This is a genomic window from Asaia sp. SF2.1 (genome assembly GCF_000505765.1).
In the GTDB taxonomy this organism is placed as follows: domain Bacteria; phylum Pseudomonadota; class Alphaproteobacteria; order Acetobacterales; family Acetobacteraceae; genus Asaia; species Asaia bogorensis.
Genome location: NZ_AYXS01000007.1, coordinates 33,164 through 56,547 on the forward strand (window position 1 = coordinate 33,164; position 23,384 = coordinate 56,547).

Genomic DNA, 23,384 nt, shown 5'->3' on the forward strand with positions numbered 1-23,384 from the left:
ATCATAGAGGATGAGCCCATCATCGCAATGGACATCCAGGACGTGGTGCAGCAATGCGGCCATCGCATTGCGGGTGTCGCCTACACCGAGGCCGATGCTGTGCGCCTTGCCAAGGAAACACGCCCCGGACTTATCCTGGCCGACATCAATCTCGGTGGCGGCGGCGACGGCATGCACGCTGTTGGTCGCATTATGAAGGACCATCAGGCACCGGTGATCTTCGTGACCGCCTATCCCGAGCGGCTGCTTACAGGCGAGCAGGAAGAGCCGTCTTTCATCATCACCAAGCCCTTTGAGCCCACTACACTGGCCATAACGACCTATCAGGCAGTCACGGGCGGCCTCAAAACGATCTGACTTGCATCGATGCAGCCGGTGCGACACATAGGGCGCATGGCTGCACCGATCCTTCATTTACGCGATATCTCCTATACTCTCGGGGGTCGTCCACTGTTGGACGGTGCCGAAATCGGGGTCGCCCCGGGCGAAAAGCTCTGTCTTGTTGGCCGCAATGGCTCAGGCAAATCAACGCTTCTGCGCATTGCTGCTGGCGAGATACTGCCTGATTCTGGCCAGTGCTTCGTGCAGCCCGGGATCAAGATCGTTTATCTCCCGCAGGAACCAGACCTCTCGGCCTTCAGGACGAGCTACGACTACGTCGCTCAGGATCTGCAGCCCGAGGAAGATTATCTCGCCCGCAGCATGCTTTCCGAACTTGGTCTGACAGGTGACGAAACCACTGCAACACTCTCGGGTGGTGAGGCCCGTCGCTGCGCCCTCGCCCGTGCCCTTGCCGCGCGACCGGATCTTCTGCTTCTCGACGAGCCGACCAACCATCTCGATTTGCCGACCATCACATGGCTCGAGCGCGAGCTTGCCTCCATGCGCTCAGCCATGATCGTCATCAGCCACGATCGCCGCCTCCTCGAAACTCTCTCGCGCGCCGTCGTCTGGCTTGAGCAGGGCATCACTCGTCGCCTCGATCAGGGTTTTGCCCGCTTCGAGGACTGGCGCGAAGAGGTTCTCGCGCTGGAGGAACTTGCAGCTCACAAGCTCGATCGCGAGATTGCCCGTGAAGAAGACTGGATGCGCTATGGCGTAACAGCCCGCCGCAAGCGCAATGTCCGCCGTGTTGCGGAGCTGGCCTCGCTGCGTTCGCGCCGCAAGGAGATTGCGAGCCAGTTCCGTGGATCGCTCAAGCTGACCGTGTCAGAAGCCCAGACAACCGGAAAGCTGACAACCGTAGCGGAGGATGTGACCAAGGCATTCGGCGAGCGGGTTGTGGTCAAGAATCTCGATCTGCGCGTGCTCAAGGGCGATCGCCTGGGGATTGTCGGTGCCAACGGTATGGGCAAGACGACGCTTCTTCGTCTCCTTACCGGCGAGGATCAACCTGATACGGGACGCGTACAGGTAGGTCCCTCCACCTCGCTCGTCACGCTGGACCAGCGACGTGCGAGCCTCGACCCGTCTATGACGCTTGCGGATACCATGACCGGGGGAAGCGGGGACATGGTGCAGGTGGGCGATGAGAAGCGCCATGTCATCGGGTATATGAAGGACTTCCTGTTCCGCCCCGAACAGGCGCGCACGCCGGTCGGTGTTCTCTCTGGCGGTGAACGTGGCCGACTTGCCCTTGCCTGTGCACTGGCCCAGCCATCAAACCTGCTCGTACTCGACGAGCCGACGAATGATCTTGACCTTGAGACGCTCGATCTGTTGCAGGAAATGCTGGACGATTATCCGGGTACGGTCATGCTGGTGAGCCATGATCGCGATTTTCTAGACCGCGTGGCCACCTCGGTTCTGGTAGCACAGGGCGACGGCCACTGGATCGAATATGCCGGTGGGTACAGCGATATGCTGGCCCAGACAGGCGGTGAAGCCCCGGCTGAGCGCAATGCGAACCCGGAAAGCAAAACGACCGAGCCGCGGGAAAAGAATGCTGCAAGATCAGAGCGCAACAGCAAGAAGCTCAGCTACAAGGACAAGCTGGCGCTTGAGAAACTCCCTGCGGAAATCGATCGTCTCGAGAAGCTCATCGTCACCCTGCGTGAGACACTCTCGGACCCGTCGCTCTACAGCAAGGACGCGAAGAAGTTCGCCCGGGTAAGTGACGAGCTCACTTCTGCCGAGGCAGCGCTTACCTCTGCCGAGGAGGAATGGCTCCTTCTCGAGATGAAAAAAGAAGAGATCGAGTCCGGCGCTTGAACACCGGACCAGAAATCTTCCAGGGGTACCGAGCAGGAAAATGCCCCTCTTTCGGCTCAAGCCTCGGTTGGAGACAGGCTTTCGCCTGATGCGATAAGCCCTGACATCTCCATGCGCGCCCTCGTGTCATCCATGCTGGCCTTGACGCGAATGGCCGCATCGAGCGCCCGGATACCCGCCTCCGCATCGACAAGGATCGGTGCGCCATCCAGGCATGCCGCTGCGAAAGCATCGTGCTCGGCTGCAAGACAATCATTGTCCTTCCAGCGCAGCGCCTCGCGTCGAAAGCCCCCCGTGCCCGGTAGAGGCAAGCCACGCTTGCGGCCAATCATGGTCAGTTCCTGCTCAACGAAATCGGCCGAGAGGTAACCCTCTTCCGAAAAGACACGCATACGGCGTTCGGTCTTGAGCGAGATACGGCTGGCCGAGATGGAGGCGACACATCCATTGGCGAACCGTACCCGTGCATTGGAGATATCCTCATGCGCGCTCGATACCGCAACGCCTACCGCGTCTATGGACTCGATGGGAGAGTCGACCAGTGAGAGAACCAGATCGAGATCATGGATCATCAGATCGAGAATCACCGACACATCCGTGCCGCGTGGCTTGAAGGGGGCAATCCGCGTCGCCTCGATATACAGAGGCTTGCCGATACGCTCTGAAATCGCCCTGTGCTCAGAGGAGTACCGCAGGAGGTGGCCCACCTGAAGCACCACGCCCTCAGCCTTCGCCAGCGCCGCCAGGGTTCTGGCTTCATCAAGGGTCGCAGCGATGGGTTTCTCCACCAGCACGTGACGCCCTGCCGTGAGGCAGGCTGAAGCGACCGGGAAATGCTGTTCCGCCGGGGCTGCCACGATGACCGCGTCAGACTGGGCAATCAGGGCTTCAAGGCTTGCCGCCACTGCACAACCGGCCTCGTTGGCCACGAGCCGGGCCCGCGCCTGATCCGGGTCGTAAAGTGCGACAAGCTGCTCGCGCGGACAGTCCTTTGCCTTGAGGGCGTGGAAGCGGCCAAAATGACCAGCCCCCACAATTCCGACCTTCAGCATATTTTTTCCCGGTCCGTGCACGTCTGAAATCATGTTTTTGGTGTAGCAGGGGGCACAGGGAGGTTGCAACGCAGAGCGCCTACCTGCATCTTCCCGCAGCCTGACCGCCTCGCGGTAGCCTCAAATCTCCGGTCGTTACAAGAAGGACGCCGCTCCGTTCGATGATGTACTATAGTCGGCCTACCATGCTGGGAGTTCTCGGGGTCTGTTTCCTCGGCCTCCTGCTTTGCCTGCCCAATTTCATGCGTGCGCCTGCGGCCAAGCTGCCCTGGCATCAGATCCATCTGGGTCTCGATTTGCGTGGCGGTTCCTATCTTCTGCTTCGACTCGATCAGCAGAGCCTCGTTGATGACCGCCTCCAGGGTCTTGAGGATCAGGCCAAGCAGGTCCTGATTGAAAAGAACCTTGGCTATCGCGATTTTCGCAAGGATGCCGCTGGACGAACGCTCAGCTTCCTCCCGCGTGATGCAAGCGAGCAGCAATCCAGCCTTGAGGCTCTCTCCTCGCTCACTGGCGCTGGGAGCGACGTGGCCGCCGCGGTCGATCACGACCGCATCGTGATGACCCTGAATGAGGCCGCATTGCGTCAACGTGCGCGCGAGGCTGTAGGACAGTCCATCGAGATCGTCCGTCGTCGTATCGACAGCACAGGTGCAGTGGACCCCGAGATTACGCGACAGGGAGACGACCGTATCGTAGTCGAACTGCCTGGCATCAGTGATCCTGAGCATATCAAGCGGCTTCTGGGCACCACCGCCAAGATGACATTCCGCCTGCTGGCCAACTCGGCCGGAGGGGGTGCCGTCGCACCGCCGGGATCCACCCTCATGCAGGATATCAGCACGGGTGCGATGTTGCCGGTGCTGGATCATGTTGCTGTTGATGGCGCGGCGCTGAACAATGCCGGTGCATCGATCGACCAGCAATCGGGCGAATGGGCTGTTACCTTCTCGTTCAATCGTGCAGGCGCCCGCGCATTTGCGCAGACCACCACCGAAAACGTCGGCCGACGCTTTGCGATCGTGCTCGACAACAAGGTGATCGAGGCCCCCGTTATCCGCACGCCCATTACGCAGGGTAACGGCCAGATCACGGGCAACTTCACCGCTCAGACTGCGACCGATCTTGCTGTCATGTTGCGCGCAGGTGCCCTGCCCGCGCCGCTGGCGGTTATCGAGCAGCGCTCGATTGGTCCGTCCCTCGGTGCTGATTCGATCCGGGCCGGTGCCATCAGCCTGGCTATTGGCTTCATCTTCGTAATCGTCTTCATGGCGCTGTTCTACGGGCGCTTTGGCCTCTATGCGAACATTGCGCTGCTGGCTAACCTGGTGCTGATGACGGCTATCCTCTCGCTGTTCGAGGCCACACTGACCCTGCCGGGTATGGCGGGTATGCTGCTGACACTCGGCATGGCAGTCGACGCCAACATCCTGATCAATGAGCGTATCCGCGAGGAAGTCGGGCGCGGACGCACGGCGCTTGCTGCCATGCAGACAGGTTTCGAACGTGCCTCCTCCACCATCATCGACAGCAATGCGACGGCCTTTCTTGCGCATGTCATGCTGTTCGTGTTCGGCACAGGGCCCGTGCGCGGCTTCGCCCTGACGATTACGGTCGGTATCGTCACCACCCTCTTCACCACCATGCTGCTGTCACGTCTGCTGATGGTTCGCTGGTACGCCCTCACACGCCCCACAGAACTGCCGGTCTGAAGCGATGCTCTCACGTCCTCTTTTCCGCTTCGTCCGTGAAGACAAGCATATTCCGTTCATGCGGGGCCGCTATGCCGGCCTCGCCACCTCGGCCATTCTGTCGGCTCTCTCCGTCGTTCTGTTTTTCGTACCTGGTCTCAAGCTCGGTCTCGATTTCCATGGCGGTATCGTTGTGGAGGCACAGACACAAGGACCGGCAGATTTCGACAAGCTCCGTCATGCGCTTGCCGTCCATAATATTTCCGCGGCGGGGCTACAGCGCTTCGGGGCTGAAAACGATGTACTGATTCAGCTCGACACACCGCCTGCAGGCCCGACGCAGGAAGCCGATACGCAAAAGCTGGTCGATACCGTGCGCCACGCAGTTGTCGAGGCTCAGCCTGGTACGCAGGTCCTGCGCGCCGACGCCGTTGGCGCTTCGGTCTCCAGCGAGCTGTTTCGCAACGGGCTTCTTGCCCTTGGGCTCAGCCTTGCCATGATCCTGGTCTATATCTGGATCCGGTTCGAATGGGAGTTCGCAATCAGCGCCGTGATCACGCTGGTGCTCGACCTCACCAAAACGGTCGGGTTTCTCGCTATCACGCGCTTCCAGTTCGATCTGGTGATGGTGGCCGCCATCCTGACGATTTTGGGCTATTCCACCAACGACAAGGTGGTGGTCTATGATCGCGTGCGTGAGAACCTGCGCAAGTATCGCACCATGCCCCTGCGTGAGTTGCTGGATCTCTCTATCAACGAGACGCTCAACCGGACGCTTGGCACGTCCATGACGGTGTTCCTCGCAGCGCTGCCGCTGGCCATCTTCGGGGGCCATAGCCTCTCAGGCTTTGCCACCGTCATGCTCTTCGGCATCGTGGTCGGCACATCGTCGTCGATCTTCATTGCGGCACCGCTGCTTCTGCTTATGGGCGAGAAGCGCCTGCGTCGCAGCAAGGCTTCCTGAGGCCAAAATTCCGGGGAGGTTTGCTTGCCTCCCCTAGCCCCGTGACCGATGCCTGAATCAGGTCAGGGTGCCGCCAGCCCTGGTTTTGTACCATCAGCGGCTGGCTGGGGCACCGGGGTGGCATAATCCAGAATCTGCATAATTCCACCGTCAGCGAGTCTGAAATTGGCGTCCGTGGGCGAGAACGCAGCCTGCCGTATCAATTGCCACGTGTTGTGATCGATCGCGATCAGGCGTGCGATATCGGTCTTCGTCGCCTTGTGCTGCATGATGCGCACGATCATGCCGTGCTCCGCCATGCCATTCGCGATAGCATAGCTTGTGAGCAGAACGCTCGGTGAGCGGCTCTGCATCAGTTGGTCGCCTGCGCCCCCGGCACAAGCGGTGAGAGACAGGGCTGAAACCAGAATAGCGGATGAAAGAAAATGGCGCATGAACAGATCATGCGCCACGAAACAGCGCCCGCCAAGCGGGCGCGTCAAGACAGGGTGATAAAGACTGGCTTATCTGGGATCCTTCGCGATCAGATCGCGGATTTCTGTCAACAGGACCTCGCTCTTGGTCGGCGCAGGCGGGGCCGCCGGCGCGGCTTCCTGCTTGTGCTGGAAACGGGAGACAATCTTGATGAGCCAGAATACGGCGAAGGCCACGATCAGAAACTGAATTACGGCGTTGAGGAATACGCCCACATTGACCGTGACAGCCCCGGCCTTTTGGGCCTCGGCGAGGGTGGGAAGTACCGGCCCCTTGAGCGTGATGAAGATATTCGAGAAATCGATCCCACCTGTGAGCAGTCCGATGCCGGGAGTAAGAATATCCTTGACGAGACTGGTGACAATCGACGTGAAAGCTGCACCGACGATGATACCGACAGCCATGTCGATGACATTGCCACGCATGATGAACTTCTGGAACTCGGCAATCCAGCCGGGGGTGTGCAGCTTTGAACGTAGATCAGACATCGTGACTTTTTTTCCTTCAGGTAAGGGACAGTAGGAAGCGTGTTCAGGGACGGTTCGTGACGCAGGCATCTGCCGCGTCTGAAACGCTCAAGCACCCCAGATTGTGGGATAAAACCCTGAGGCCGGATAGAAAAAACAATAGCGGCGCAGAAGTTTCTGCGTTTTTGTCGTTTCCCTGACCGTTTCTTTCCGTTATAGCCCCGCCATCCGCTCCGGTCGGCATCGGAGCATTGCAACAAGGACAGTACAGATGAAGACCGGCATTCACCCCGATTATCACGAGATCACCATCATCATGACTGATGGCAGCGAGTTCAAGACACAGTCCTGCTATGGCAAGGCTGGCGACACGCTGCGTCTCGACGTTGACCCGAAGTCCCACCCGGCCTGGACCGGCGTGCAGCGTATGCTCGACACGGGAGGCCAGGTGGCCAAGTTCAACAAGCGTTTTGCCGGCATCGGCGCTCGCGCCGCCAAGAAGTAATATCAGGCGCTCCTTCCCGGGCGGGGCCTTGTCCCGCCCGGAAACGATCCCACATCAAGCCTGTCACAATGCCCATCCGGGGTTGCGACAATGCTTCATGTTTCTGTGCCGGCCCATGCGGAGGCGCAGTATCGGATCTGCCTTGAAGGAGGTTCTTCATGTCTTACGATTTCGCACCACTTTTCCGCTCGGCGATCGGTTTTGACCGTCTCGCCCGTCTGGTTGATGATGCCGTGTCCAATGCGCCGGCCCATGCCAGCTATCCCCCGTACAACATAGAAAAATCGGCCGAGGATGTTTATCAGGTCACCATGGCGCTGGCCGGGTTTGGTCCTGAAGATGTCGAGATCTACCTCGCCGAGAACCAGCTGATCATCAAGGGCCATGTCCCCCGCAAGACAACAGCTGGCGAGTTGCTCCACCGTGGTATTGCGACCCGGGCGTTCGAACGGCGCTTTGCGCTCGCCGATCATATCGAGGTCAGTGGCGCAGAGCTGGTGAATGGATTGCTGACCGTTTCCGTGTGTCAAGTCACCCCCGAAGCGCTCAAGCCGCGCCGTATTCCGATCTTGCAGGGTATGCCAGCCTCAAACAGCGCCAAAGCCTCCGGAATGACAGCAGCCTCCGGCCCCCTTCCGGTCAGCCACGCGGCCTGATGCCAGCCCAGCCCGTCGCCCTGCTCAAGGGATGACGTAGCGGCAAGGTCGTGCGGCATCCGGGTTTTTTGTCAATAATGCGCGCAGGGGCTTGACCCCTGCCGCTCTCGCAGACCATATCAGCGCAGACTTTGCTATGCATCCAGCAGGTGCCGCGCAGATCTCCCCGGTACGCCGGGTAAGGACATTCAAATCGGTGCCTGCTGGAGCGATGCTCCTCACGCAGGATGGACCGAGATGACTTTGCCGCTTATGCCGAAAGCCACCGCAGTATGGCTGATCGACAAAACCGCCCTCACCTTCACGCAGATTGCCGAATTCTGCGGTATGCATCCGCTCGAGGTGCAGGCCATTGCTGATGGCGAGGTTGCTGCGGGCATCAATGGCTATGACCCAGTCAAGAACAACCAGCTGACGCAGGAACAGATCACCCGTTGCGAAGGCAACCCGGATCTGCGCCTCAAGCTTTCCGCCAAGGCCAACCCTGTTGCCCGTCGCGCCAAGGGCGCACGCTACACCCCGATCGCGCGCCGCAATGACCGCCCGGATGCCATCGCGTTCGTGCTGCGCCAGTTCCCCCAGCTTTCGGAACTCCAGATCATCAAGCTGCTGGGCACGACCAAGGATACCATCGCCAAGGTGCGTGACCGCCAGCATTGGAACAGCGCCAATATCAAGCCGCGCGATCCGGTGATCCTGGGCCTGTGCAGCCAGACGGACCTTAACGCTGCGGTGCAGGCCGCCAATGAGCGCCTCGCCCGTGAAGGCCATTCTGTGCCCGTCGTCGCAGAAATGTCAGAGTTTGACGACACAGAGGGCTAAGTAGGGATAGCGCCGGCCATTAACCCTGTTGTAGGATTTCGCGGGTGGTGGCTGAAATGAAAGCGGAAAGAACCTGATGCTCGTTGATCATGAAGTCATGCTCCGCCGTCTGCATGAACTGCGCAGCGAGCATCGCGACCTCGATACGGTGATCGATCGTCTCGTCCAGCATCCGCTCAATCAGTTGCAGCTTCAGCGCCTCAAAAAGCGCAAGCTGCTTCTGAAGGACGAAATCAACTTTATCGAGAACCGCCTTATACCGGATGATATTGCCTGAATGAGCGAAGACCTCGATCTATACAGCCAGACAACCGATCTGGCCCAGACGCCTCGCGTTGGTATCATCATGGGAAGCCAGTCGGACTGGTCGACCATGAATTTTGCCGCCGAGAAGCTGACAGAGCTCGATATCAGCTTCGAAACGCGCATTGTTTCCGCCCACCGCACCCCTGACAGGCTGGCTGAATATGCCCGAAGTGCCCGGGGTCGGGGGCTTCAGGTCATTATCGCCGGCGCTGGCGGTGCAGCCCATCTGCCTGGCATGGTTTCGGCCTGGACCACACTTCCGGTTCTGGGCGTGCCTGTCGAATCCCACGCCCTGAAGGGCATGGACTCCCTCCTGTCGATCGTCCAGATGCCGGGCGGCGTGCCGGTTGGTACGCTCGCCATTGGCAAGGCTGGCGCCATCAATGCAGCGTTGCTTGCTGCGTCTATCCTGTCCCTGCAGGATGAAGGCGTCAGGGCACGTCTGGACACATGGCGCGCCATGCAGACAGCCTCTGTAGCCGATACCCCTGAAGCATGACGGTTACAGCGCTCCCTCCGGGATCGACAATCGGCATCATCGGTGGCGGTCAGCTTGGACGGATGTCTGCGGTTGCAGCCTCCCGTCTGGGCTATCACGTGCATATCCTGAGCGCCGAGGCTGATCCGCCAGCGCAGGAAACGGCACAGCGCGTGACCGTCGGGGCTTACGACGATGAAGCTGTTCTAAGGGACTTTGCTCAGAGCGTTGATGTCATCACCTTCGAATTCGAAAACATCTCTGCAACTGGTCTGGACCTGCTCTCCTCGCTCTGCCCGGTGCATCCGGCAGGATCCGTTCTCGCTATCAGCCAGGATCGTATTCTCGAGAAGACCTTCCTGAGCGACAATGATATCCCGGTAGCGCCCTGGATTTCAGTCCCGAACGCGACCTCACTTGAGCGTGCGGTTACCGCGCTGGGATTCCCTTTCCTGCTTAAGACCACGCGGTTTGGCTATGATGGCAAGGGTCAGTTCCGGATCGCTGATCAGGCCGGGCTCGATGCGCTTGATCGCGATCTGCCCTTCCCGCTCATTGCCGAGGGGTTTGTGGATTTCGAGCGCGAGCTGAGCGTGATGGTCGCCCGCAACGCAAGCGGTGCCAGCACGTGCTTTGCCGTGACAGAGAACCAGCACAAGGACGGTATTCTCGATATCAGTCTGGCACCGGCACGTATTCCCGTGGCTCTGGCCGAACAGGCCGAGGCGCTGGCACGCCGCATCGCAGTGACGCTCGATCTGGTTGGTATCCTTGGCGTTGAGATGTTTGTCTCGGCCAAGGGCGAGCTTCTGGTCAACGAAATTGCGCCCCGGCCGCATAATTCGGGCCATTGGACGATGGATGCCTGTCTGATCGATCAGTTCGAGATGCACATCCGCGCAGTCGCTGGCCTGCCCCTCCCCAACCCTTATCGCCATAGTGATGCGGTCATGAAGAACCTGATCGGTCCGGAAGGTATGGCAGTTTGTGACGCGGTTCTTGCCGACGCTGGGTTGGCCATGCATCTTTACGGTAAGAGCGCGTGCCGCGAAGGGCGCAAGATGGGCCACGTGAATGCCCTCTTCCCGCTCGGGGCGCTACCGGGGCCGTTCGGTGTTGCGGCGCGCCTTGACGCGGCGCTCGGCATCAAGACCGTGTCTGAGCAGGAAATCTGATCAGCGGTCCTTCATCAAGCCAAGCTCCCTGAAGCTCGAATAGCTGCCATTGCCGATGATGATGTGATCGGCAATGCGCACATCAATCAGGGCAGCCGCCTTCTGTGTATCCCGCGTCATGACGATATCGGCATCGGAAGGCGTCGGGTCACCACTCGGATGATTGTGTACGAGCACAATGCTTCTGGCGCCGATTTCCATGGCACGCCGCGCCACCTCGCGCGGATAGACAGGTGTGTGGTTTACGGTGCCTCGTGTCTGCGCCTCATCCGCCAGAAGGCGGTTTCGCTCGTCAAGGAACAGGATACGGAATTGCTCGATCGGCTCGCGGGTGAGGCGGGATTTCAGGTAGTCAAGCATTGACCTCGGATTGGCAAGGATATCGCCCTCACCCATACGTGCCCGGCTGACCCGTATGGCAGCCTCATGAAGTAGAGCGATCGTGCAGATAAGTGGGCGATCCAGCGAGACAATGCCCGAAAGAGTGCGCTGCTCCGATGAAAACATGGCCGCGAGTGAACCAAATCGCATTAACATGTTCTCGCAGAAAGAAGTACGTTCACCGGCGGGAATACCCGAGCCTTCACAAAAAAGGCGCAGCAGGGCCTCATCCGATAGTACGGGCCCTTGCCCGCTAGCCATGGCCATGTGAGGTAGTTCCATCAAGCCGAACACAGCCTGCGCGGCGTCGGATGGCTGCAGATCCGGTCTCGCCTCTATGCCGCTATGCTTGCAAATTACTTCTTTCAACGGCATCTCCGCCAAGATCAATCGAGTGATGTATGTCAGAGTTCGACCAATATACGAGTGATCATTCTGTTTTATTTGATCTTGACGGCACAATCATAGACTCTCGCATCGGGATCATCGACACGCTTCATGGAGTCGTGCGGGCGCTCGGCCATGAGCCTGATCTGTCGATTGATCTCACCTGGGTTGTAGGCCCCCCTCTGGCCGAGCTGATGGAGGAGGTCATCCGCGTTTATGGTGACAACAGGGTAGAAAAGGCGGTGGCGCTGTACCGCGCCCTCTATGACAAGTCGGGTAAGTTCCAGACGCCTGTCTTCCCGCATATGGCGCATTTGCTGCGCACACTTGCGCGCTCGCAGGTCAGAATCTTCACGGCAACCTCCAAACCAGCCTCTCTTGCCCGCGAGATATTGCGTCAGCATGGTCTCGACGAATGCTTTGACCATGTCCACGGTGCCGCCGATGATGACAGCGGCGGTGAAAAGCCCGAGATGATCGCCCGCATCATGGAGCAGGAGGGGCTGTCGTCTACACGGACGCTCATGATTGGTGACCGGAGATTTGATATTTCCGGCGCCCATGCCAATCGCCTGCGCGCTCTCGGCGTGCTCTGGGGCTATGGCGGAGAGGCCGAATTGACGGAAGCCGGGGCTGATCTTCTTGTCGCTTCCCCCGGCGATCTCGCACCTGCCCTGCACAACCAGTTCACGGCACTTGCGCGCCTCTGATGATACGGAAAGGCGCGCAGGATAGCCTAGAAAAACCCTTTTTGTCTGAGGCTCAAAGGGGGGCGCCTTTCCGATACGACCACAACATCATGAACGATCATAGCAAGCGCGCCTGCCTCCAGACTGAGGCGCTCTGCAAAGTGACGCAAGGGCGACGTTGCGGCATGAAACGTGGTCAGTGTTTTCTGAACACCGATGAAGGAAACAGCCCGAAGCGCCAGGGCCCTGCGGAAAATGGGCGCAGTGGTGGTAAAATCATCAACCGGTTCGTCAGCCAGCAACCGGTTGCGATTATCCAGATAAAGCAGTCGGAACTGCTCGGGTACAGCGCTCCCCATCACCCCGGAAAGATAGGCACAAAGCTGGTCCCAGCTCCCGAGACGGGGACGCAGGCGATCTTCTGCCAGAGCCAGCCGATCGGCGAGAACCGGGGGAAAACGCAAAAGCAGTAATGCCTTCTCACTTACACCCAGCGACCGCAAATCCTGCGCCGGAGCCGCAAAGACGGCAGAGAGGCTTCCAAATCGCTGCAGGAGCGCCTTGGCAAGGGGTTTGGTATCGCGTCGCGGTATGCTGCTGAAAAGCAGCATCTCCAGAATTTCATAATCGGCCAATGTGTCAGCCCCTGCGCTCAGCACGCGGTGTCGCATGCGCTCGCGATGCCCTTGCGGCCCCACCCCGCGCAGCAGGTTCTTGCTTTCAGGCGAAAATGAGCGTTTGGCCATAAGAGCATTACATTCTATATCGATCGGGTGACGCAATCCCTTATTCCATCCCCCTCGCCTGACTACCTTGAACGCCTCAATCCCGAGCAACGGGAGGCCATTGAGACGACCGAGGGCCCGCTTCTGATCCTGGCTGGAGCTGGAACGGGCAAGACACGCGTTCTGACCACGCGTTTTGCGCATATCCTGCTCGATGGCCGCGCGCGCCCTTACCAGATCCTTGCAGTCACCTTCACCAACAAGGCTGCGCGTGAAATGCGCGAGCGTGTGGGTGCCCTGCTGGGCGAGACTGTCGAAGGGCTATGGCTGGGCACATTCCATGCCCTATGCGCGCGGATGCTGCGCCGCCATGCTGAATATGTCGGGCTGACCACTGGCTTCACGATCCTCGATACCGACGATCAGCTTCGGCTCGTGCGTCAGATCATGGAGCCGTTCCGCCTCGATACGAAACGCTGGCCACCTCAAGCCCTGCTGGGTATTTTCCAGCGCTGGAAAGATCGCGGTTTGACGCCCGAACAGGTGACGGCCGCCGAGGATACGGATTTTGCAGGAGGACAGGCGCGCAAGCTTTACGCCGCCTATCAGGACCGGCTCAAGGCGGTCAATGCCTGTGACTTTGGCGATCTCATGCTGCATACGCTCGAGATCCTGCGCACACAGCCAGACGTTCTGGCCCAGTATCACCGGCTGTTCCGCTATATTCTGGTCGATGAGTATCAGGACACCAATACAATCCAGTATCTCTGGCTGCGTCTGCTGGCCAAGCGCGAGCACGGGCCGGCCAATATCGCCTGCGTGGGGGACGACGATCAGTCGATCTATTCATGGCGTGGTGCCGAGGTGGAAAACATCCTGCGCTTCGAAAAGGATTTCCCCGGCGCGAAGATCGTTCGCCTCGAGCGTAACTACCGTTCAACAGCCCAGATCCTCGCTGCGGCCTCAGGGCTGATCGCCCATAACTCAGGCCGTCTGGGCAAGACGCTTCGGCCCGGTCGCGAGGACGCACAGGGCGAGAAGCTGCAGATCGTCAGCGCATGGGATTCCGACGAGGAAGCCCGTATCGCTGCCGGGGCCATCGAGCGGCTGCGCAGTGAGGGGCACCCCCTCTCCCAGATTGCCATTCTGATGCGAGCGGGCTTCCAGACACGCCCCTTTGAAGAACGTTTCCTGACACTTGGCCTGCCCTATCGCGTGGTCGGTGGTTTGCGGTTCTATGAGCGTGCCGAGATACGTGATGCCATGGCGTATATGCGTGTGCTGGCCCAGCCCGCGGATGATCTCGCCTTTGAGCGGATCATCAATGTGCCAAAGCGCGGCGTGGGTGCTGCCGGGTTGCAGAAGCTTCATCATGAGGCGCGCAGCCTGAATGCGCCACTCAGTGTTGGCGTTGCTCATGCTCTCGACACCGGGCTAGTGAAGGGCAAGGGCCGCGAAGCCCTGTCAGGCCTCATGGAAGCTTTCGCCCGCGCCCGCGAAACCCGTGAGAGCGAAGGCCATGTGGTGGCCATGGAGCAGTTGCTGGAGGAAAGCGGCTACCTGCCGATGTGGCGCGACGATAAATCGCCCGAGGCCCCAGGGCGGCTCGACAATATCAAGGAATTGCTGCGGGCCATTGGCGATTTCGGCACGCTCGAAGGCTTTCTCGAGCACGTGGCTCTGGTCACCGAGACCGAGGACAAGGCAAGTGCTGACACGGTCAGCCTCATGACCCTGCACGGGGCCAAGGGGCTGGAGTTCGACACCGTGTTCCTTCCCGGCTGGGAGGAAGGCGTATTTCCCTCTCAGCGCAGCCTCGATGAAGGTGGCCTCAAGAGCCTCGAGGAAGAACGCAGGCTGGCTTATGTCGGGATTACCCGCGCCAGAAAACGGGCGATCATCATTCATGCCGCCCGTCGGCGCATCTATGCCAACTGGCAGGACTCCATGCCCAGCCGCTTCATCGATGAGATTCCTGCGGAAACGGTCGAGCATAGTGGACAGGCCATGCAGGAGCGCCGTCAGGCTGCCGCGCAGACCTCCATTTTTGCATCGGGCCCGTTGAGCAGCACGCAGGGGCGCTTTCGTACAGCTGCCCCCCGCCTGACAGATGTGCGTCCCGACGCCTCACATGGAATTGCCTCGGGCGCACGCGTGTTCCATCAGAAATTCGGCTATGGCACCGTGCTCGGTGTCGAATCCGACCGATTGCATATCAACTTCGAGAAGGCAGGCGAAAAACGCATCATGGCCCATTTTGTGGAACAGGTCTCGTGAGCGCATCCAGACGACACGCTTCGGCGCTTGAAACCATCTCCGTCACCGTCGCTGATGAGGCCGTGCCGCTTTTCGAACAGGCCTTTCTGACCGTTTGCACCACGGTTGGCATTTTCGAGGCCAATGAGGACCAGAACATCTGGCGCGTCGAGGGCGTGAAGGATGTGGGCCATGCCGAAGAGGAACTTGCCCGCGCCCTTACATTGGCGCGCCTCATGACCGGCGTGGATGCCGAGCTTGTGCGCGAACGCACCGAGGCAGAGGGCTGGCTTGCCCGCACCTATGAAGCCTTTCCGCAGCAGGATGTCGGACGGCGCTTCGCCATTCGGGGTACCCACCTCACCCCCAGCTACAAGCGTGACCGCCTGACCATCACGCTGGATGCCGGGATTGCCTTCGGCTCGGGCGAGCATGGTTCCACCCGTGGCTGCCTGCGAGCACTCGAAGACATGGCCTGGCGCAAGCCGGCCCGTATTCTCGATATGGGCTGCGGGTCGGGTATTCTGGCCATGGCGGCGGCACGTCTTTTCAACAAGCGTATCCTTGCCGTGGATATCGAGCCCTGGTCGGTCCGGGTGGCCGCAAGCAACGCGAAGCTCAATGGCATCGGCCCGTTGATCGACGCCCGCCTGGGCAATGGCTGGCTGACACCGGCGGTTCGTGCCAAGGCCCCTTACGATCTCGTCTTCGCCAATATCCTGGCACGCCCGCTCTGCAAGATGGCGCGTGATCTCGGTAGCCATCTTGCCCCGGGGGGCACGGTCATTCTTGCCGGCCTGCTGACGACCCAGGCCCGTATGGTGCTGGCCGCGCACAGGCGACAGGGACTTGTGCTCGAGAAGCAGTACTACGAAGGCGAGTGGTCCACGCTGGTTCTGCGCCGCCGTGACTGAACTGCGCGACGCGACCGAAAGCGACCTGCCCGCCATTCTCGCCATCACTAATGATGCGATCGCGACTTCCGAGGCGATATGGGCAACGTCACCGCGCAGCCTGGAAGAGCGAAGGGGCTGGATGGCCGATCGCAAGGCTGCCGGCTTTCCGGTTATCGTCGCTGTGGAAGATGGGACCATCCTCGGCTTCGCCTCCTACGGGCCGTTTCGCGTCTACGAAGGCTATGCCCGCACGGTGGAGCATTCCATTTATGTGGCACGTGCAGCGCAGCGCAAAGGTATTGGCCGCATGCTGCTTGAGGCCATAACCGCTCACGCGGAACACGCGGGGATGCATGTCCTGATCGGGGCCATTACTGCCAGCAATACCGCCTCGATCGCGCTTCATCGCGCAGCAGGGTTCAGCGAGAGTACGCCCCTTCCCCAGATGGGTTTCAAGTTTGGTCGCTGGCTGGATCTGGTCTTCATGTATCGTCTTTTCGACGAAGATGGGCATTCAGGACTGATGCAGGACACGCCGTCGCCCGATAGCGACACGAGCCCGCCTCACCCGGCCTAAGCACGTCGGAACCCCGTTACAAACGTCCCGCAACGCCCTGCTTACAGGCCCGAGATGAAAGAAAACGCCATGAGTCTCATCCCTCTCGACAAACGTCAGGCACTTGTCCGGCATGAACTCGATGCAAGCGGGGTGGATGGCTTTCTACTGCCGCGTGGGGACGAATTTCTGGGTGAATATGTGGCCCCATGCGCCGAGCGGCTGGCCTGGCTGACCGGATTTACCGGCAGTGCAGGACTTGCCATCATCCTGGGCGAGACCGCCGCAGTGTTTTCCGATGGCCGCTATACCAGCCAGTTGCAGGATCAGGTCGATGGGACCCAATGGGAGCGGCTGCATCTGACAAAACAGCCAGCGGCGGAGTGGCTCGCCCACAATGCGCGGGGTCTCAAAATCGGATATGACCCCAAGCTGGTGGGTGAAGCACAGCTCAACGCCCTGACCTCGGCCGATTACAACTTTGTTGCGCTCGACCGTAATCCGGTTGATGCTGTCTGGGCCGATCAACCTGCGCCGCCCGAGAGCGCCGTGCAATACCACCCGGAGGCCTTCAGCGGCGAAGGCAGCCTGTCCAAACGCCGCAAGATTGGCGGCGCGCTGCGCAAGGCAGGCCAGGAAGCCATGCTGGTCTGTGATCCGACATCGCTTGCCTGGCTGTTGAATATCCGCGGAGATGACGTTCCCAATACGCCGGTCATCCTCGCCTTCGGCATCCTGCATCAGGATGCCTCTTTGGAGGTGTTCGTCGATATCAGCCGCGTCAGCCCGGATGCGGCCATCTCGTTCCGCAATGTTTCTGTCCTGCCCCCCGAGGCGCTTCAGGACCGTCTGAAGGCGCTTTCCGGTCAGGTCGTTCGCTTTGACCCGGCCCAGACATCGCTCTGGTTCATCCAGACACTGGCTGAGGCAGGGGCGACACTCGCGCGCGGCAACGATCTCTGTGCCCTGCCCCGCGCCTGCAAGAACGCTACCGAGCAGGAAGGCGCACGCAAGGCGCATCTGACCGATTCAGCTGCGCTTTGCCGCTTCCTCCATTTTGTCTTCCGCGAGGGCTCCGGGCTGCGCGAAACCATGCTGGCTGAAATCCTTAACAGGTATCGCGGCGCTTCAGACAGCTATCATGGCGAGAGCTTTCCGGCGATCTCAGCTGTTGGCCCCAATGCTGCCCTGCCGCATTATCGCGCCCTGTCCGGTCAGGATCTGATCCTGCAGCCCAATCAGGTGTATCTGATTGACAGCGGGGGCCAGTATGATGCCGGCACCACAGACGTGACACGCACGATCTGGAATGGCCCCGATGCGCCCCCCGCAGCGTTGTGCGAGGCCTTTACCCGTGTACTCAAGGGAAACATCCTTCTCGCCCGTGCCCGTTTTCCTCAGGGCACGACGGGGCATCGGCTCGACTCTCTGGCACGCTATGCACTCTGGCAGGCCGGGCTCGATTACGACCACGGTACAGGGCATGGCATTGGCAGCTACCTCTCCGTGCATGAGGGGCCTCAGAACATCAGCTCTGTTGCCCGTCCTGTGGCGCTGGAAGAAGGCATGATCGTCTCTGACGAGCCGGGCTATTACCTGCCCGGTTCCTACGGCATCCGGCTGGAAAACCTGCTTCTGGTCAAGGCTGCATCAGTCACAAGCCAGGCCCCCTTCCTCGAGTTCGAGGTACTTGGCTTTGCGCCGTTCGATCGGCGTCTGATCATGGCATCGTTACTGGAACCGGAAGAGCTGCGCTGGCTGAATACCTATCATCAGGATACGCTCGCCCATATCGGCCCGCTTCTGGACGAGGACGACCGGAGCTGGCTTGTTGACGCCTGCGCGCCAATCACGAACTGAACAAAGGAAAGACAGAATGGCTGATCACATGATCCCCGCGACCCTTATCGAAGGTGATGGTATCGGGCCGGAAATCACCGCCTCTGTTGTTGAAATCCTGTCCAAGGTCGGTGCCCCGTTCGAATGGGACCACCAATCCGGCGGGCTTGGCGCCATTGAAAAGTTCGGCGCCCCGCTGCCACAGCCGACCCTCGACAGCATTCGCAAGACCGGCCTTGCTCTCAAGGGGCCACTCACCACGCCGGTTGGTGCGGGTTTCAAATCCGTCAATGTGACGATGCGTCAGGAGTTTGGGCTCTACGCCAATCTGCGCCCGACGCGGACGGTCGTTCCGGGCGGCCGCTTCGACAAGGTGGATCTCGTGGTTGTGCGCGAGAACATCGAAGGGCTCTATGCTGCGATGGAGCATTATCTGCCCGTCGGTGACGACCCGAAGGGTCTGGCCTATGGCGCTGGTTTCAACTCGCGCGCAGAATGTGCGCGCATTGTGCGCTTCGCCTTCGATTACGCGGTGGCCAATGGCCGCAAAAAGGTCACGCTGGTTCACAAGGCCAATATCCTCAAGATCTTCAGCGGGATTTTCCTCGAGGAAGGTCGGAAGGTCGCCAAGGAATATGAAGGTCGTGTCGCTGTTGAGGAGCGCATCGTTGATGCCTGCACCATGCAGCTCGTCACCGATCCCTGGCAGTACGACGTGATCGTCACGACGAATTTGTTTGGCGATATTCTTTCTGATCTCACTGCTGGTCTTGTCGGTGGTCTCGGCATGGCACCCGGTGCCAATATCGGCCCGGATGCGGCGATCTTCGAGGCGGTGCACGGCTCCGCCCCCGATATCGCCGGCAAGGGCGTTGCCAACCCGCTGGCCATGCTCATGGCTGCCAGCATGATGCTTGCTCATGTCGGTCGTCAGGACCTCTCCACACGCGTGGATCAGGCTATCGACCGTGTCATTCGCATTGATGGCGTGCGCACGCGTGATCTGGGTGGCGAGACAGGCACGGCCGAACTGACAAAGGCGCTTCTTGCGGCTCTCTGAGCTGTCATTTCTGCTGTTTTGCAGATCAGGGTGGGCGCGGCGTTAAGCCGTGCCTACACCTCACGCCCTCATGATGCCTCTGCGCGTAGGGGGGAATCGAAAGCGCATCTCCTTAGCTGATTGAGATTGCGCTATGCGCACCAGCCCAAGCTGGCTGCTCATGCTTACAGGCGTATCCACTCTGTTCGCAGGGCCTTTCCCCCCTTGTCCGAACTAACCGTTCTTCCCGTACCTTGTGGTTCGACCTTCAGCCTGTCTGCCATCATGCAATGGCATGACCAGAACATAACAGACAAATAATTCCATACCAGCGTAGTACTACTTGTAATTTATTGATTTCGTAATCGAGTTTTATTGATCATCTATTGAAGAAGCCATAAATCTATTGGAACGTTTCGTAAGGAGAGCCGGATAAAACCGCTTGCGCGGGATGAAGTCCAGTCAATACGAACGTCTCTGGCATAAGGATCAGAAACATGGCGCATATTGCCCTTGCCGATCATACCGACAGCTTCTTCATTCCCTGCGTGACCCTCATTGGTCCCGGCTGCGCCAAGCAGGCCGGGGACCGGGCGAAAGCGCTTGGTGCCAGAAAGGCCCTGATTGTCACCGATGCTGGCTTGAAGAAAATGGGCGTGGCAGACATCATTTCGGGCTACCTGCTCGAGGATGGTTTGCAGACTGTCATTTTTGACGGTGCAGAGCCCAATCCGACAGACAAAAACGTGCATGACGGCGTCAAGATCTATCAGGATAATGGCTGCGACTTCATCGTTTCACTCGGCGGCGGTTCGGCCCATGATTGCGCCAAGGGCATTGGCCTGGTCACAGCGGGCGGTGGCAATATTCGCGACTACGAAGGCGTGGACAAATCCAGAGTCCCGATGACGCCGCTGATCGCGATCAACACCACGGCCGGCACAGCGTCTGAGATGACGCGGTTCTGCATCATCACCAATTCCCAGACCCATGTGAAAATGGCGATCGTCGATTGGCGTTGCACACCGCTGATCGCAATTGACGATCCGAACCTGATGGTAGCCATGCCGCCTGCCCTGACAGCCGCCACAGGTATGGATGCGCTCACCCATGCTATCGAGGCCTATGTTTCAACCGCAGCAACGCCGATCACCGATGCTTGCGCTGAGAAGGCCATCAGCCTGATTGGCGAATTCCTGCCCAAGGCAGTGGGCAATGGTGAGAACATGGAAGCGCGCGTTGCCATGTGTTACGCGCAGTATCTGGCCGGCATGGCATTCAACAATGCCTCGCTGGGTTATGTGCATGCCATGGCGCATCAACTGGGCGGTTTTTACAACCTGCCGCATGGTGTCTGTAACGCTGTGCTGTTGCCTCATGTCTGTCGCTTCAACCTCATCGCTGCCGCCGATCGGTATGCCCGCGTTGCCCGCCTGCTTGGGGTACCGACCGATCTGATGAGCCGCGATGAGGCGGCTGAGGCTGCAATCGACGCCATCACCCAGATGGCCCGCTCGGTCGGTATCCCGTCGGGTCTCACCGCGCTCGGCGTCAAGGCGGAAGATCACAAGACGATGGCTGAAAACGCGCAGAAAGATGCCTGCATGCTTACCAATCCGCGCAAGGCGACCCTTGCCCAGATCATTGGCGTGTTTGAAGCCGCGATGTGAAAGTTCCTAAACGGAAGATGCTGGTCTAGGCGGCATCTTCCGGTTGTTCAGGTAGAGAGCCGGAGAGTCTGACGCAGCATGAGAACAGGTCGCCCTTTGCCTCCGGTTCCTGGACGGAGAGGCCAAGGGGCCGGCCTCGGGTTTGCCCTCCCAACGGGACGAGCCAGCAGGCGCGCTTATCTCCGTTCCTACCAGCGCGCATTGAATGCGCCTTTTAGCCAGCATCATGATGCTCCGCATAGCATGTATCTCCCGGGCAAGGCGTCAGCCGCCATGCTGCGCACCAAGCGGGCACTTCTCCTCAAACGCGGGATCCGAGCAATGCGAGCGCATGACAGCTGTCAGCTCAGGATCAGAGTGACGCCTCCGGTTGCCAGCATCACTGATGCTTCAATCTGCCTCCGCTCAATGGTTTTCCTGTTGAGGGTGGTGGGATGTGTCTCAGGCCCCGATGTGAAGATACACAGGCTGGGTCAGGGAAACTGCGGCGATCAAGAGGGGTTAGCACTCGAGATATGAGCGGAACCCTTCATGAGCGACATCACGACCTCCTTTACGCGCAATTCTCACGGCCCGGCTGAGAGTCTCGAGGCCTCCGCCTCCTTGCACGATGAATGCGAGGACAAATCGAGCTCAACGTCGTCGCAGGAGGTTTGCCGGGACCTCAAGGCGATGCAGCCCCGATGGGCAGCGGTACCCCTGCGCGCGCGATTGAGGGTGTTACGTCGTTTCAACAGGTTGATGCTTCTGAACGCGCCTAGCCTAATCCGTTTGATTGCCGATCATGCCTCGCTCGATGTCATGACAGCCGAGATCCTTCCGCTCATGGCCGCGTCGCGTTTCCTCTGCCGTGAGGCGTCATCTATGCTCAAGGAGACGCGGCTTGGCTGGTTGGGTCGCCCGCTCTGGCTGCAAGGCGTGATGGCGTCTGTCGTGCGCAAGCCACTGGGAGCGGTCCTTATCCTGGCTCCCGGCAACTACCCACTCATGCTCGCAAGCATACAGACGTTACAGGCGTTGGTGGCAGGCAACAGCGTCGCGCTGAAACCGGCGCCCGGCCGGACCGCAGTCCTGCGCCGGTTCGTCGCGCTCCTCGAGCAGGCAGGTTTGCCGAAAGGGGTCGTGCAGCTGGTCGGTGAGGATAGCGGGCAACAGGCAGTCTCGAGTGGCTACGACCTGATCATCCTCACTGGCTCAGCTGAAACAGGCCGCAAGGTTGCGCTTGCAGCGGCGGAGACCCTGACGCCCACCATCATGGAGCTATCCGGGGCAGACCCTGTCTTCGTCCTGCCCGATGCAGATCTTGCCCTCGTGGCACGAGCGCTGCATTTCGGACAGACACTCAAGGGCGGGCATACGTGCATCGCACCCCGCAGGATATTCATCAACGAGGTGCAGAAGCGCCCCTTACAGCGTGAACTGTACCGCGTGTTCGGCGGTGAAGGGGATAACCCCGCACCAGATCCTTCATCAAAACTTGCGCAGCTTATCTGCTCGGCAAAAGCCGCCGGGGGAGAGGTTGTTGTCTGTGGCAAGACACAGGTCATATTCCTGAACGCCCATCAGGCAAGACTTGCTGATATCGATCTGTTCGCACCCTGGTTTGCAGTGATCACGACGCACTCAGTTGAAGAAGCGATCTGCCTTGAAGGTGCGGCTACACACGCCCTCGGCGCCAGCATTTTCGGTAATGAACGCGAGGCTCTGGCAATCGCGAAGCGCATTCCGGCTGGAACGATCACCATCAATGACATCATCGTTCCCAGTGCAGATCCCCGGCTGCCGTTTGGCGGGGCACACAGGAGCGGTTTTGGTGTCACCCGCGGGCGCGAGGGCTTGCTGGCGCTCACCCGACCAGTCAGCATTTCGACACGCAAACGGGGTGCCTTTCACCTGTTGCCGCGGCTTCGCCAATGGCATGGCAGATAAAGATCGTTGACGACGAAACCTGATCGATCACGGCCCGTTGATGAAGAGGCCTGAAGCATCTGCTCGGGCGACGCGCCGCAGGCGGACAACTTCCAAGCGAAATAACGGGGTGTGCGGCCTCGGGATCATCATCTTTCGTTAACGCCTCGGAATGTTGCCATTCCGTTATCCTGTCAGGACCCTGCGCCTCATGGTCTCTACCGCTTCCCCGGGCAC

The 23,384-nt window shown here is 59.8% G+C and carries 23 protein-coding genes; 18 read left to right on the forward strand and 5 right to left on the reverse strand.

Translation table 11 applies throughout. The features are described 5' to 3' along the window. The coding region (locus P792_RS38395) for a response regulator (RefSeq protein WP_023978046.1) at positions 1–357 on the forward strand (357 nt) is incomplete at its 5' end. Positions 358–393: 36 nt separating this feature from the next. Then, positions 394–2,211 carry an ABC-F family ATP-binding cassette domain-containing protein gene (locus P792_RS25060; RefSeq protein WP_031240267.1) on the forward strand — a complete coding sequence of 606 codons (1,818 nt, stop codon included), beginning with the start codon at positions 394–396 and terminating at the stop codon, positions 2,209–2,211. Between the two features lie 56 nt (positions 2,212–2,267). Here P792_RS25060 and P792_RS25065 read toward each other — a convergent pair whose 3' ends face one another. Beyond that, entirely contained in the window at positions 2,268–3,263 is a 996-nt protein-coding gene (locus P792_RS25065; protein WP_023978048.1) for a Gfo/Idh/MocA family protein, read from the reverse strand. Positions 3,264–3,424: 161 nt separating this feature from the next. On the opposite strand from P792_RS25065, the gene secD reads away from it, so the two are divergent. Continuing rightward, on the forward strand, positions 3,425–4,975 hold the full coding sequence (secD, locus tag P792_RS25070; protein ID WP_369794207.1) for a protein translocase subunit SecD: 1,551 nt from the start codon (positions 3,425–3,427) through the stop codon (positions 4,973–4,975). A gap of 4 nt (positions 4,976–4,979) precedes the next feature. Continuing rightward, entirely contained in the window at positions 4,980–5,918 is a 939-nt protein-coding gene (gene secF / locus P792_RS25075; RefSeq protein ID WP_023978050.1) for a protein translocase subunit SecF, read from the forward strand. A gap of 62 nt (positions 5,919–5,980) precedes the next feature. Here secF and P792_RS25080 read toward each other — a convergent pair whose 3' ends face one another. After that, positions 5,981–6,352, reverse strand: a complete 372-nt coding sequence (locus P792_RS25080; RefSeq protein WP_152530160.1) for a hypothetical protein — start codon at positions 6,350–6,352, stop codon at positions 5,981–5,983. A 69-nt stretch (positions 6,353–6,421) separates the two neighbouring features. After that, on the reverse strand, positions 6,422–6,880 hold the full coding sequence (mscL, locus tag P792_RS25085; protein WP_023978052.1) for a large-conductance mechanosensitive channel protein MscL: 459 nt from the start codon (positions 6,878–6,880) through the stop codon (positions 6,422–6,424). A gap of 250 nt (positions 6,881–7,130) precedes the next feature. On the opposite strand from mscL, the gene rpmE reads away from it, so the two are divergent. From rpmE to P792_RS25115, 6 genes are all read left to right on the forward strand, one after another. After that, positions 7,131–7,364 carry a 50S ribosomal protein L31 gene (gene rpmE / locus P792_RS25090; protein ID WP_023978053.1) on the forward strand — a complete coding sequence of 78 codons (234 nt, stop codon included), beginning with the start codon at positions 7,131–7,133 and terminating at the stop codon, positions 7,362–7,364. Between the two features lie 158 nt (positions 7,365–7,522). Then, positions 7,523–8,020 carry an Hsp20 family protein gene (locus tag P792_RS25095; RefSeq protein WP_023978054.1) on the forward strand — a complete coding sequence of 166 codons (498 nt, stop codon included), beginning with the start codon at positions 7,523–7,525 and terminating at the stop codon, positions 8,018–8,020. Between the two features lie 237 nt (positions 8,021–8,257). Then, on the forward strand, positions 8,258–8,842 hold the full coding sequence (locus P792_RS25100; RefSeq protein WP_023978055.1) for a DUF1013 domain-containing protein: 585 nt from the start codon (positions 8,258–8,260) through the stop codon (positions 8,840–8,842). A 76-nt stretch (positions 8,843–8,918) separates the two neighbouring features. Continuing rightward, a complete protein-coding gene (locus P792_RS25105) occupies positions 8,919–9,119 on the forward strand; it encodes a DUF465 domain-containing protein (protein WP_023978056.1) in 201 nt (66 codons plus the stop codon). Beyond that, positions 9,120–9,647 carry a 5-(carboxyamino)imidazole ribonucleotide mutase gene (gene purE / locus P792_RS25110; RefSeq protein WP_023978057.1) on the forward strand — a complete coding sequence of 176 codons (528 nt, stop codon included), beginning with the start codon at positions 9,120–9,122 and terminating at the stop codon, positions 9,645–9,647. It abuts the gene before it with no gap. Further along, on the forward strand, positions 9,644–10,801 hold the full coding sequence (locus P792_RS25115; protein ID WP_023978058.1) for a 5-(carboxyamino)imidazole ribonucleotide synthase: 1,158 nt from the start codon (positions 9,644–9,646) through the stop codon (positions 10,799–10,801). Before purE ends, P792_RS25115 begins: the two co-directional genes overlap by 4 nt. On the opposite strand, the gene radC is transcribed toward P792_RS25115, so the two are convergent. Then, a complete protein-coding gene (gene radC / locus P792_RS0118280) occupies positions 10,802–11,449 on the reverse strand; it encodes a DNA repair protein RadC (protein ID WP_235075416.1) in 648 nt (215 codons plus the stop codon). 134 nt (positions 11,450–11,583) lie between these two features. Here radC and P792_RS25120 point away from each other — a divergent pair, with 134 nt between their 5' ends. Continuing rightward, positions 11,584–12,279 carry an HAD hydrolase-like protein gene (locus P792_RS25120; RefSeq protein ID WP_023978060.1) on the forward strand — a complete coding sequence of 232 codons (696 nt, stop codon included), beginning with the start codon at positions 11,584–11,586 and terminating at the stop codon, positions 12,277–12,279. A 26-nt stretch (positions 12,280–12,305) separates the two neighbouring features. On the opposite strand, the gene P792_RS25125 is transcribed toward P792_RS25120, so the two are convergent. After that, positions 12,306–13,004, reverse strand: coding sequence for a RadC family protein (locus P792_RS25125; RefSeq protein WP_023978061.1), 699 nt, complete (start codon positions 13,002–13,004; stop codon positions 12,306–12,308). 27 nt (positions 13,005–13,031) lie between these two features. On the opposite strand from P792_RS25125, the gene P792_RS25130 reads away from it, so the two are divergent. The 7 genes from P792_RS25130 to P792_RS25165 all read left to right on the forward strand — a co-directional run bounded on the left by P792_RS25130 (position 13,032) and on the right by P792_RS25165 (position 23,168). Beyond that, entirely contained in the window at positions 13,032–15,260 is a 2,229-nt protein-coding gene (locus P792_RS25130; RefSeq protein ID WP_023978062.1) for an ATP-dependent helicase, read from the forward strand. Continuing rightward, positions 15,257–16,153: a 50S ribosomal protein L11 methyltransferase gene (locus tag P792_RS25135; RefSeq protein ID WP_023978063.1), complete on the forward strand. Its 897-nt coding sequence runs from the start codon at positions 15,257–15,259 to the stop codon at positions 16,151–16,153. Before P792_RS25130 ends, P792_RS25135 begins: the two co-directional genes overlap by 4 nt. Further along, positions 16,146–16,712, forward strand: coding sequence for a GNAT family N-acetyltransferase (locus P792_RS25140; protein ID WP_023978064.1), 567 nt, complete (start codon positions 16,146–16,148; stop codon positions 16,710–16,712). Before P792_RS25135 ends, P792_RS25140 begins: the two co-directional genes overlap by 8 nt. Before the next feature lie 69 nt (positions 16,713–16,781). Next, positions 16,782–18,551 carry an aminopeptidase P family protein gene (locus P792_RS25145; RefSeq protein WP_023978065.1) on the forward strand — a complete coding sequence of 590 codons (1,770 nt, stop codon included), beginning with the start codon at positions 16,782–16,784 and terminating at the stop codon, positions 18,549–18,551. A 16-nt stretch (positions 18,552–18,567) separates the two neighbouring features. Beyond that, positions 18,568–19,590, forward strand: coding sequence for an isocitrate/isopropylmalate dehydrogenase family protein (locus tag P792_RS25150; protein ID WP_023978066.1), 1,023 nt, complete (start codon positions 18,568–18,570; stop codon positions 19,588–19,590). Between the two features lie 476 nt (positions 19,591–20,066). Next, a complete protein-coding gene (locus tag P792_RS25155) occupies positions 20,067–21,239 on the forward strand; it encodes an iron-containing alcohol dehydrogenase (protein ID WP_023978067.1) in 1,173 nt (390 codons plus the stop codon). A gap of 531 nt (positions 21,240–21,770) precedes the next feature. Next, positions 21,771–23,168: an aldehyde dehydrogenase family protein gene (locus P792_RS25165; RefSeq protein ID WP_023978069.1), complete on the forward strand. Its 1,398-nt coding sequence runs from the start codon at positions 21,771–21,773 to the stop codon at positions 23,166–23,168. Positions 23,169–23,384: the final 216 nt, after the last annotated feature.